A 10665-nucleotide genomic window follows, 5' to 3' on the forward strand; every position below is an offset into this window, starting at 1 on the left:
GACGCCGCGCTCACCACTGTCATCATATCCCCACAGACTCTGGGCGCACAGCCGCCAGAGGTTGAGAAAACGCCTCATATCGAACGAGAGCCTCCCCTATCTCCTTCTTTACAGAAGGAGAGAGTGCATCGACTATATATGCTTTCGAACAGGGGAAGGGATGAGAAATGACCTACGAGGAGCTAAGGGAGGCTTACGACAGGTTGTTGCTGGAGAACGAGCGTCTCAAACGCATCGCGGATGACGCGCGGGAGAAGCTGGACGCCGCCATGGACGGCACCGGCCTGTGCATCTGGCAGAACCATGTGCCCACCGGCAAACTCATCATCTTCAACCGGCGCTGGGGCTCCATGCTCGGTTACCAGCCCAAGGAGCTGTCGGCCCACTTCGACGTCTGGCGCGCCCACCTGCACCCGGAGGACAGGGAGCAGGTGCTGCAGGCCTTCTTCGACCATCTGGAGGGCAAGAGCCCGTTTTATCAGGCGATGCACCGCATGATCGGCAAGGATGGCAAGACCACCTGGGTGCTGGACCGGGGCCGGGTGGTGGAGCGGGATGAGCAGGGCAACCCCGTCCGGGTGATGGGCACCCACATCGACATCACCCACGAGAAGGAGTACGAGCAGCAGCTCGCCCAGCTTGCCCACCGGGATCCCCTCACCGGCCTGTTCAACCGCACCGCGCTGCACCGCCACTTTCCCGGGGAGTACCAGGCCATCTGTTTCATCGATCTCGATGACTTCAAGCTGGTGAACGACAACCTGGGCCACCGGGCAGGTGACGAACTGCTGGTCTCCCTCGCCCAGCGCCTTCGCCACTGCTGCGGCGAGGAGGTACGGCTGGGGCGCATCGGCGGGGACGAGTTCGTGCTGCTGCTGCCCTGGGCGTGCGACGATCCCCGCACCAGCCACCTCGCCCGCCAGTGCATCGATGCCATCGCCACCCCCTTCGAGCTGCCCAACGGGGACGCCTCGGTGGGACTGAGCATGGGAATTGCGGCCATCCGGCCCCAGGACGATTTCGGCGCGGCGCTGGCCCGGGCGGATCAGGCCATGTACAGGGTCAAGCGCAGCGGCAAGCGGGGTTTTTATATTGCCCAGCCAAGCGGTCAACCGCTGCTGGATCAGGAGCAGGTCAACGAACGGGGCCTCTACCACAGGCCCACTCTCTGAGCCTGAGCGCCCTCAATGGCGCTGCCAGCGCCGCAGCAGGCGTCCACGCAGGCCGCAATCGAGCAGCCAGCTGTTGTCGAACACCCGCAAAATGGCCGCCTTGGCGTGACGGGACATGGCGACCGCATGGAAGCGTGTCTGCTGCGCCCGTCGCCGGTTCATCCGCTCGAGCAGGGGGTGGGGCAGGTTCTGGGCGATGAAGTCGGAGATCACCAGCACGTCGGCCTTGGCAAAGGCGGGTTGTTCGAGCTGGGTCAGGGCCTGCTCCAGGCAGGGCACCAGATCGGTCCCTCCGTGAAAACTCATGGAGAGAAAGCGCTCCGCCTTCTCAAGCCCGGTGTCGGCGGTGATCTCCAGGGTCGCCACCTCGGTGGAGAAGAGCATCAGATAGCAGCCCCGCTTCTCCTCCATCGCCCCTTTGAGCAGGGCGAGAAACAGCGCCTTGGCGCACTCCTCCGGATAGCCCCCCATGGAACCTGACGTATCGACGCAGACGATGAAGGGGCCCCGCGGCTGCACCTCCTGCCCTCCCTGCTCGGGGGAGCGCAGCATCAGACGCTGGCGCGGCAGGGTGCCCCGCGACTGGTAGCTCAGCAGGCGCCGCTCCAGATAACGGCGATAGAACTCCAGCTCCAGCTCCGGCAGCGCCAGCATCACCGCCTCGCTCGGCAGGAGGCGCATCAGATCGCTGGCCGGGTGCACCCCCACCAGATCGTCGGGCACATCGTCACTTTGCACCTCCTCCAGCTCGTTCACAGGCACCGGAGGCAGCGTCCTGTCCTCGCTGCGCCGCTCCCGCTCGCTGCGCCCAAGCAGGGCGGCGATCTCCGCGAGCAAAGGCTCCTGCTGCAACATGCGGGCGTACTGCTTCACCAGCGCCAGGCTGCGCTTGTGCCAGCTCCCCTGGGCCAGATCCCAGAGCCCCCCGGCGGAGATCTGGTGCGGATCCAGGGCATCGGCCAGGGTCCGGTTGGCCAGCAGTTGATCCTCTATCTCCTGGCGCTGCTTCTCCCGCTCCGCCTCCGCTATCTGCTGCTGCAACTGCAACAGGCTGCCCACCAGGCTGGCGCGCCACTTCTCGATGAAGAGCTGGCGCAGCCCCTCGGTGGGCTGGGCCACTATCTGGCGCACCAGGCTGCGGGCATCCCCCGCGAAGGGGCTGTGCTGCTCAAGGGCTTCCAGCAGGGCGGGCAGGCGCCCCACCAGCTCCGGCAGGGGCAGTTGCCGTTGGGCCTGATAGAGCAGGTATTCCCGCTCGAGGGCCACCGGCACCGGCTTGTGACGCATCTCCTCCCCAAGCTGTTCGCTCCAGGTCTGGATGCGCTTTCTGAGCAGCTTCCCCTGCAGGGGCGAGCGCTTGATGAACTCGGAGATCTTCGGGGTGGAGGCCAGCAGCAGCGCCATCTCCCCCGCCAGCTCCCCCTCGCCGATGAGGAGCCCCAGATCCATCATGCCGATCTCTAGCATGGCCACTCCCTGTGCAGGGGACGCAGGGTGCCATCCCGCAACGGCAGGCGGCTCGTGTTAGGGGCCAGCGCCACGTCGGACACCATCAGGCATCCAGCCTGGGCAGGCGATCCCGCCACTGTTGCAGCTCGGTGCCGAGCCGCTCCAGATCCCGGTTCAGCACGAAGAAGCTGTCCTCCACCTGGCGCAGCCAGTTGTCCCCCACGAACAGATGGGGCTGGTGGCGATCGAACAGGTTGCGCTGCCCCTTGAGGCTCTGCTGCACCCGGACCACCTGGCTCGCCAGCTCCTCCAGCTCCGCCAGCCAGGGGCTCATCACCACCTCGGGAATGGGGGTCCGCTCCACCAGCACCAGGGGCACGGGCTGGCGCTGGATATCCAGCACGTGCAGCCGCAGCTGCTCGTCCAGCACCAGCTCGTAGTGCCCCTCCTTGGGATTGCCGAGCTGCCAGCCCACCAGGGCCTCCCCGGTGGGGTGCCAGTGGGAGAGCAGGGTGCGATCGAAGGTGAGGGTCTCGGTCAGGCGGTCGGGATCGCCGCCGTCCAGGGGCGCCGGGGTGAGCAGGTGGAAGTGCACCTGCTTGCCGAACGCCCTGGCGTTGGCGAGCGGCAGCTCGGTGCCGCGGGCGCGGCGACCGAACCACTGCTTGCGCTTGACCGCCTTGCTGCCGATGCGTTGGGCGACGGCCCCCTTCAACTGCTTGAACCGCTCGCGCAGGGCCAGCAGTTGCCGGGTCAGCGCCAGCTGCTGGTAGCCGTAGAGGCGGGAAAATTCGCCGATCATCTCCAGCAGCGCGGTGCGGGAGGCCTCGTCGTGCCAGAGGCAATCCTTGAACAGCAGCAGATCCAGCGGGGCCACCTCGTCGCGGCCGTTGAAGAAGGCGCTCGCCTTGATGAGCCTGACGGCCTTCTTCCAGCGCCGATCCGAGACATAGCAGCCGTGCCCGAGCTGGCTGTCGAGCTGCTGGCGCAACTGGTAGATGAGCTCGAAACAGGCATCGGGCAGGCGCACCTGCTCGATGGCATCCTGCCAGGCGGCGTACTCCTCCCCCCGGATCTGCACCGAGGGGGTCAGGTTCTGGTGGGACTGGCCATCGCTCGCCAGCATGGCCTGGAAGTTGGATTTCTCCTGCACCCTGTCCATCCAGACCCGCACCAGCATGCGGTCGTAGAGCGCCTCCAGCCCGCTGTCCGGGGCCGGCAGCTCGTTGGAGGCGGTGACCAGCAGCCGCATGGGGATGGGGTGCTGGCTGTCGCCGTTGCGAAACTGCCGCTCGTTGATGGCGGTGAGCAGGGTGTTGAGGATGGCCGGGCCCGCCTTCCAGATCTCGTCGAGGAAGACCACCTCGGCCTCCGGCAGGTAGCCGGCGGTGAGCCGTAGATACTTGCCGTCCTCCTTGAGCGCCTGGATGGAGAGGGGGCCGAACACCTCCTCCGGCGTACTGAAGCGGGTCATCAGGTATTCGAAGTGACGGGCATCGTGAAACGCCAGCTTGAGCCGGCGGGCGATCAGGCTCTTGGCGATGCCCGGGGGGCCCAGCAGGAAGACGCTCTCGCCGCACAGGGCCGCCAGCAGGCCGAGCCGCAGGGCGTCCTGGCGCTCATACAGCCCCTCCCCGAGGGCGGCCAGGAGCCGTGGCAGGCGCTCATGGATGGGGGTGGCACGAACAGTATTCTGGGCTAAAGGCGGCATAGGCACAGCTCCGAAGCTGGTATTGTCATAGGGATTCGGGGTCCGGCCTCTGGCCCCCTCCCGTCGTCATTGTCTGTCATCTCTGTCCCCAACCGGCGTTCATCCGCCATCGCCGCACGGCGAAAAGGCAACGTCCGGGGTGCAGCAAAACCCGCGAGAGTGTACTCTGCGCATCAGAATTTACCCCAACGCAGATCAAGAGTGAGCCTTCGCCATGCAAGATCCCCTGCTGGACCCGCTGCGCCAGCGCATTCTGGCCCGGATGGGCATCACCCTCTGGCAACAGAGAGGCCGACTCCTGGCGGGAGGCACCAGCCCCGACGGCGCCGCGCAGCCGGCAAACACGCCCGCCGACGAGGTGCTGGCCCCGCAGGAGACCGCCCCTTTGCCGACCGGCAAGCTCTGGCTGCTGGCAGAGACGCTGCCCGCGCCCTACCTGCTCGGGGACATCTGCCGCTGGCTCGGCCTTGGCACGGACGAGGTCTCCCTGCTGTCCGAGATGCCTTCCCTGCCCGCGGGGGCCACTTCGCCCCTGCTCTGGCTGACGGCGCCGGACCCTCGCTGGCCCGATGCCCTGGTCTGCCCGCTCAAGCCCGATGGGGCGCACAAGCGCGCCCTCTGGCAGCAGTGTCGGCAGCAGCGCCACACCCCTTGATGCTCACGACCATGGCACGGCCATGGTGTCCATCGCAAGCCTGAATCCCGTCCGGAGTGACCATGTCTGACCTCTTGCCCCACTTTCGCCCCCTGCTCGAATCGGACTTCGAAGCCATCTACCCCATCGAGCAGGCCGCACACCAGGAGCCCTGGAGCCAGGCCAACCTGCTCTCCTGCTTCGGGCCGCGCTATCTCAACGGCCTGATGCTGGTGGACGGACGACCGGCCGGTTTCTACATCTCGGATCTGGTGGCGGGAGACAGCTCCCTGATGAATCTCTGCGTGCATCCCGATTTTCAGGGCCAGGGGCTGGGGCGGGCGCTGCTCAGGGAGTACCTGGCCCGCAGCAAGGCCGGCAAGGCCGAGGCCTGGTTCCTGGAGGTCAGGGCCGGCAACCGCACCGCCATCAACCTCTACGAGAGCGAGGGGTTTGCCGAGTATTGCCGCCGCGCCGACTACTATGGCACCGGGCAGGAGAGGGAGGATGCCGTGCTGATGTCCCGTCTGTTCGACTTCGGCTGACAACCCGCTGCAGACCGCCGTCAGCGGACGCCCCCCTCTGACCTCCCAGACTCCCCCTCTTCGCTTCCCCCCTCAAGGCAGGGGCGCATTGTCGATGGAGGGGTCTTCCAGGCTCAGGGTCACCCTCAGCACGGCCTCGAAGGCGGCTCCCGAGAGGGGCATGAAGAAGCCGCGGCCATAGGTGACCCCGGGCATCCAGATCTCCTCGGTATCCGGCACGACCCTGATGGGGCGCAGGGGTTCCCCCGGTCGCTGGACATAGATGCCTGGGGCCGTCTCCACCCTGGGGAAGCGGCGCAGAATATGCTCGCTGCCATCCCCCGCATCCGGGTTGAGCCGCACCTTGGCCAGCCCCGCCAGGGCGGACTGCATCTCGGGGGCACGCCACATCCTGTTGTCGAGCGCCTTGCAGCGCCGGCACTTGGCGCGCTCGATCACATAGAGCAGGGGATATCCCTCCTTCAGTGCCAGCCGCTGCGCCTGCTCGTACCCCTCGGCGCCGCTCAGCCAGGGATTCTCCTGCCCCGCAGTTCCGCCCAACGCAAACCAGAGGGCACCGGCCCCCGCCAGCAGCAGCAAGGCGCCGGTCAACAGACTCTTGATCCCGATATTCATGGCTCTACTCCCTGAATGAATCCGACCCTTGCGCTTATCATGCCTGACTCTCCCCAAGTTGACGACTTTGTGATCCAGGACAAATGGCGAACACTTGTAAGCCGTAATCTTAGAGTTTAAACTCCAGCCCCGTTTTCAGTGCCCCTGCGGGCGCACAACTGTTACTTGAGGATGAGTGAGATGTCGCAGTTTCATCTGGTTAGAGTGATACGTGAGCGTATTGCCCGCCTTGGCAACAAGGCCGCCCTGCGCGTCCAGCAGGATGGCCAGTGGCGCGCCATCGGCTGGCGCACCCTGGGTCAGGCCATGGATTATTGCGCCCAGGGGCTGATCCGCGCCGGCCACCAGTCCGGCGAGATGGTCGGCATCTACGCCCGCAACATGCCGGAGTGGACCCAGGCCGATCTCGGCATCCTGGCCGCCCGCGGCGTCAGCGTGCCCATCTACCCCACCAGCACCCTCGATCAGCTGCGCTACATCGTCAAGGATGCCGGCATCAGGATGCTGTTCGTGGGGGAACAGCCCCAGTTCGATCAGGCGCTGCAGCTCATCGACAGCGGCGAGATCCGCCATATCGTCGCCCTGGACGGCACCGTCGACCTGCGCGGCTGCGCCGCTGCCAGCCACTTCCAGACCTTCCTCGTCTCTGGCAACCACCCACCCAGCGAGCTGGAGCTGCGGGAGCGCGAGTGCCACTACCGCATGGACGACCTGCTGACCCTGATCTACACCTCGGGCACCACGGGCGAACCCAAGGGGGTCATGCTCGACTTCGCCAACATGGCCGCCTGCTTCGAGATGCATGACCGCCGCCTCGACCTGAATGAACAGGACGTGTCCCTCTGCATGCTGCCGCTGAGCCACGTGTTCGAGCGCGCCTGGAGCTACTACGTGCTCTACTGCGGCGCCGAGAACGTCTACATTCGCGACCCGCAGAAGGTGATGGATGTCATCGGCGAGGTGAAGCCCACCGTGATGTGCGCCGTGCCCCGCCTCTACGAGAAGGCCTACGCCATGATCCAGGCGAAGGTCGCCCAGGCCCCGCACCTGCGCCGCGCCCTGTTCGGCTGGGCCACCCGGGTCGGCAGGCAGATGGTCGCCGCCCGCCAGGCGGGCAAATCCGCTTCTCCCCTGCTCTACGGCCAGCTCTGGCTTGCCGAGCGCCTGGTGTTTCGCAAGCTGCGCGCCCGGTTCGGCGGCCGTACCCGCTTCCTGCCGGTGGCGGGCGCTCGCCTCGCGGACGAGGTGAACCTCTTCTTCCAGGCCATGGGGCTCAACCTCAAGTACGGCTACGGCATGACCGAGACCACCGCCACCGTCTGCTGCTATGAAGACACCCGGTTCAGGCTGGGCTCAATCGGCACGGCGCTCAGCGGCATCGAGGTGAAACTCGGCGAGAACAACGAACTGCTGGTGCGCGCCCCCACCGTGATGCGCGGCTACTACAACAAGCCGCAGGCCACCGCCGAGGTGATGACCGAGGATGGCTTCCTGCGCACCGGCGATGCAGGCGAGCTGGATGACGAGGGCAACATCTACTTCACCGAGCGCCTCAAGGAGCTGATGAAGACCTCCAACGGCAAGTACGTGGCGCCGCAACTGGTGGAAGGGACCCTGGGCAAGGATCGTTTCATCGAGCAGATCGCCATCGTCGCCGATGCCCGCCACTTCGTGTCGGCGCTGATCGTGCCCTGCTTCGAGTCCCTGGAGGAGTACGCCCGCTCCATCAACCTGCAATACCAGTGCAAGACCGAGCTGCTGCGCCACTCCAGGGTGATGGAGTTCTTCGAGGCCCGCATCCAGGATCTACAGAAGGAGCTGGCCAAGTTCGAGCAGGTGAAGAAGTTCACCCTGCTGCCGAGCGCCTTCTCCATGGAGCTCGGGGAGATCACCCCCACCATGAAGCTGCGCCGCAAGATCATCGAGGCCAAGTACCAGCGTGAGATAGAAGCCATGTACAGCCACGTCTGATCGACGGGCCTGATATGAAAAAGCCGCTCATGGAGCGCAATGCTGTTCACTTAAGAGAATTTGAGTTCCAGTCCACGTAGTATCAGGGCTAAAAAATGAGGGAGGCATGATGCCTCCCTCTTTCTATTGCAAGCCACGCTGGATAAAGGCTGAAGGAACATCGACTGGAAACAGCCTTGCTCCCCCAACTCAAGTCGCATTTATGAATAATTAGTCAAAAATGTGCTTATCTGAACAGCATTGCGCTCATGGAGCGGCTTTTTGCTGGGCGTCTCTCCCTTATGGCAGCTTGACCAGGGGTTGCTCGCGCAGCTCGGTGGCCCGACCGCCCTGGATCTTCTCCACCTGGGCCAGGGCCTGCTTCACCTCGTCGGCATTTTGCAGCAGGCGATAGGTCAGATCGAAGGTCTTGGTCTCCCCCGGCTGGATCTTGGGGACCAGCCCGAGCGGGCGCTGGTACTTGGTGCTGTAGGCATAGCTGGTACCGGGTTCGATGCCGGTCACATAGCCCTGGGCCCGGGTGTCGGTGTTCTTCCACAGGGTCAGCACCGGCAGCTGTCGGGTGTTGTAGCCCACCGCCACTCCGGCGTTGCCGGCCCGGTTGTTCAGCACTGCCAGGGTATTGCCGTCGGCGTCGCTGTAGGGCACCAGGTTGAACACCATCTCGTCGAAGCCCTTGGTGGGCCCCAGATAGGTTTGCCAACCCTTGAGTCCGGCCTTGGCGTAGTCATTGAACGGGGAGATCTGCTTCACCGGCGTGCTCACCCTGGCTCCCTCCTCCAGAATGGGTGCCCCGAAGTTGCCGTGATAGATGATCTGGTACTCGTTCTCGTAATCCGCGTGGTTGGTCAGCTTGTCCTGCAGGGCAAACTCCGCCTGACCGGGCACCACGCTCAGCTGGGTCCAGGTGACCAGTTCGCTCATCTTGAAGGTGCGCTCGTCCACCCGGCCCAGCACGTGGATGGCATAGGGCGGCTCTTCGTCCACGGTCACGCTGACCACTGAGGCGGGAATGTTCTGCACCCGGCCATGGAGGCTCTTGAGGCGGCCGTCGTCATCCACTCCGGGATGACCCGTCCACTCGTAGCCGCAGCGCACCAGCATCTCGTTGAAGCCGTCGAGCCAGCCGAGGCCGCCACGGCTCTCGAGATCGATGAAGGCGGGGTTGACCACCTCCTTGACCGGTGAATCCCAGCCGAGGCGCAGATCCGCCGCCTTGACCTCCTTGAGCCCCATGCCGCGGGTCGGCACCAGGGTGATCTTCATGACGCCGTTGTCGACGATGAGCAGATCCACCCCTTCCTGGCGGCCGCCGTGCAGACGTTTCTTCTCGATGGTAAAGGGAACCGGGCTCTTGATGCCGAGCTTCTCGCTGGTGATCTTCCAGTCGCCCACATCCAGCCCTTGCTGGGAGTCGGTCAGCAGAAATTCGGCGGCGTGACCCGCGGTGGCGCCCAGGGCGAGCAGCACGGCAATGGAGAGTTTCTTCAACATGGATTTATCCTCGTGTCTCTTGTTTTTGTGAAAGCTGAATCGTTTCAGTGATCGAAAACTAGGCGTCTGACGCCCCGGACTCAAGAGACAAAAAGAGGAAATGTGAGCCGATTGACAATAAAAACGGCTTCAGCCCTGCTGAAATGAAGGCTGACTCACAGTTATGAAAGGAGGAAAAAACAGGCGGGGTGAGAGGGGCGCCCCCTCACCCCGCCCGCACCACATCAGGCAAGGGCCAGCGCCACCGCGGCTTCGGCGTGGATGGCGGTGGTGTCATAGAGGGGCACGGCGGCCTGGCACGCCCCCACCAGCAGGGCGATTTCGGTGCAACCCAGGATCACCGCCTGGGCACCGGCCTGTGCCAGATCGGCGATGATGGCCAGATACTCGGCCTGAGACGACTCGCGAATATCGCCGAGGCAGAGCTCGTCATAGATGATGCGGTGCACCCGCTCCCGTGCAACGTCATCAGGCACCAGCACCTCCAGCCCGAAGCGCTCCTGGAGCCGCCCCTTGTAGAAATCCTGCTCCATGGTGAAGCGGGTGCCGAGCAAACCCACCCGGGTCACCCCGTCGGCCTGGAGGCGATGGGCCGTGGCATCGGCGATGTGGAGCAGGGGAATGTCGATGGCGGCCTCGATCTCCGGCGCCACCTTGTGCATGGTGTTGGTCCCGATCAACAGGAAATCGGCGCCACCGGCCTGGATGGCCCTGGCCTCGGCCGCCAGCAGACGGGCGGTGGCGGGCCAGTCACCGGCGTGCTGCAACCGCTCTATCCCGGCAAAATCCACGCTGCTCAGCAGCACCCGCGCCGAGTGCAGACCGCCGAGCCGCTCGCGTACCCCCCGGTTGAGGGCCTGGTAATAGCTGACGGTGGACTCCCAGCTCATGCCACCCAGCAGACCGATACATTTCATGAGATCTCCTTATGTAACCCGATGGTGCAAACCAATGCTGCAATCCCTCAGGGGGCGCGTTTGATCGCACCGCCCCGGCAATAAAAAAGGTTCTTCGCGGGATCTTGGGGAAGTGGAAGTTGACAGACAGGGTGCTGGTAAACTGGCTGTCTCCAAA

9 protein-coding genes are annotated in these 10665 nt (G+C 64.8%); 4 read left to right on the plus strand and 5 right to left on the minus strand.

Going from position 1 to position 10665, the window contains the following annotated elements; genetic code table 11:
- Positions 1-167: 167 nt before the first annotated feature.
- On the plus strand, positions 168-1172 hold the full coding sequence (locus OKB81_RS04025) for a sensor domain-containing diguanylate cyclase (protein ID WP_201970097.1): 1005 nt from the start codon (positions 168-170) through the stop codon (positions 1170-1172).
- A 12-nt stretch (positions 1173-1184) separates the two neighbouring features.
- Here the strand turns inward: OKB81_RS04025 and viaA are convergent, their stop codons facing one another.
- Both viaA and OKB81_RS04035 read right to left on the minus strand, forming a co-directional pair.
- On the minus strand, positions 1185-2639 hold the full coding sequence (gene viaA, locus OKB81_RS04030) for an ATPase RavA stimulator ViaA (protein WP_160839179.1): 1455 nt from the start codon (positions 2637-2639) through the stop codon (positions 1185-1187).
- Between the two features lie 85 nt (positions 2640-2724).
- Positions 2725-4332 (minus strand): ATPase RavA domain-containing protein, encoded by a 1608-nt coding sequence (locus tag OKB81_RS04035; protein ID WP_160839177.1) that lies wholly within the window; start codon positions 4330-4332, stop codon positions 2725-2727.
- Between the two features lie 214 nt (positions 4333-4546).
- Between OKB81_RS04035 and OKB81_RS04040 the strand changes: the two genes are divergently transcribed.
- On the plus strand, positions 4547-4987 hold the full coding sequence (locus tag OKB81_RS04040; protein WP_160839175.1) for a DNA polymerase III subunit psi: 441 nt from the start codon (positions 4547-4549) through the stop codon (positions 4985-4987).
- Between the two features lie 74 nt (positions 4988-5061).
- On the plus strand, positions 5062-5511 hold the full coding sequence (gene rimI, locus OKB81_RS04045; protein ID WP_160839181.1) for a ribosomal protein S18-alanine N-acetyltransferase: 450 nt from the start codon (positions 5062-5064) through the stop codon (positions 5509-5511).
- Between the two features lie 72 nt (positions 5512-5583).
- Here rimI and OKB81_RS04050 read toward each other — a convergent pair whose 3' ends face one another.
- On the minus strand, positions 5584-6126 hold the full coding sequence (locus OKB81_RS04050; RefSeq protein ID WP_160839173.1) for a hypothetical protein: 543 nt from the start codon (positions 6124-6126) through the stop codon (positions 5584-5586).
- Positions 6127-6306: 180 nt separating this feature from the next.
- Here OKB81_RS04050 and OKB81_RS04055 point away from each other — a divergent pair, with 180 nt between their 5' ends.
- A complete protein-coding gene (locus OKB81_RS04055) occupies positions 6307-8097 on the plus strand; it encodes an AMP-dependent synthetase/ligase (protein WP_160839171.1) in 1791 nt (596 codons plus the stop codon).
- 279 nt (positions 8098-8376) lie between these two features.
- Here OKB81_RS04055 and OKB81_RS04060 read toward each other — a convergent pair whose 3' ends face one another.
- Both OKB81_RS04060 and OKB81_RS04065 read right to left on the minus strand, forming a co-directional pair.
- Positions 8377-9591, minus strand: coding sequence for an aldose 1-epimerase family protein (locus tag OKB81_RS04060; RefSeq protein ID WP_160839169.1), 1215 nt, complete (start codon positions 9589-9591; stop codon positions 8377-8379).
- Positions 9592-9815: 224 nt separating this feature from the next.
- Entirely contained in the window at positions 9816-10508 is a 693-nt protein-coding gene (locus OKB81_RS04065) for an aspartate/glutamate racemase family protein (protein WP_042883369.1), read from the minus strand.
- Positions 10509-10665 lie beyond the last annotated feature (157 nt).

Source organism: Aeromonas sp. QDB56, assembly GCF_027705505.1.
Lineage (GTDB): Bacteria > Pseudomonadota > Gammaproteobacteria > Enterobacterales > Aeromonadaceae > Aeromonas > Aeromonas caviae.

Bases quoted from the DNA above. Each gene is read 5' to 3' on its own strand.
- OKB81_RS04025 (WP_201970097.1), top strand. From the start codon at position 168: ATGACCTACGAGGAGCTAAGGGAGGCTTACGACAGGTTGTTGCTGGAG.
- viaA (WP_160839179.1), bottom strand. From the start codon at position 2,639: ATGCTAGAGATCGGCATGATGGATCTGGGGCTCCTCATCGGCGAGGGG.
- OKB81_RS04035 (WP_160839177.1), bottom strand. From the start codon at position 4,332: ATGCCGCCTTTAGCCCAGAATACTGTTCGTGCCACCCCCATCCATGAG.
- OKB81_RS04040 (WP_160839175.1), top strand. From the start codon at position 4,547: ATGCAAGATCCCCTGCTGGACCCGCTGCGCCAGCGCATTCTGGCCCGG.
- OKB81_RS04050 (WP_160839173.1), bottom strand. From the start codon at position 6,126: ATGAATATCGGGATCAAGAGTCTGTTGACCGGCGCCTTGCTGCTGCTG.
- OKB81_RS04055 (WP_160839171.1), top strand. From the start codon at position 6,307: ATGTCGCAGTTTCATCTGGTTAGAGTGATACGTGAGCGTATTGCCCGC.
- OKB81_RS04060 (WP_160839169.1), bottom strand. From the start codon at position 9,591: ATGTTGAAGAAACTCTCCATTGCCGTGCTGCTCGCCCTGGGCGCCACC.
- OKB81_RS04065 (WP_042883369.1), bottom strand. From the start codon at position 10,508: ATGAAATGTATCGGTCTGCTGGGTGGCATGAGCTGGGAGTCCACCGTC.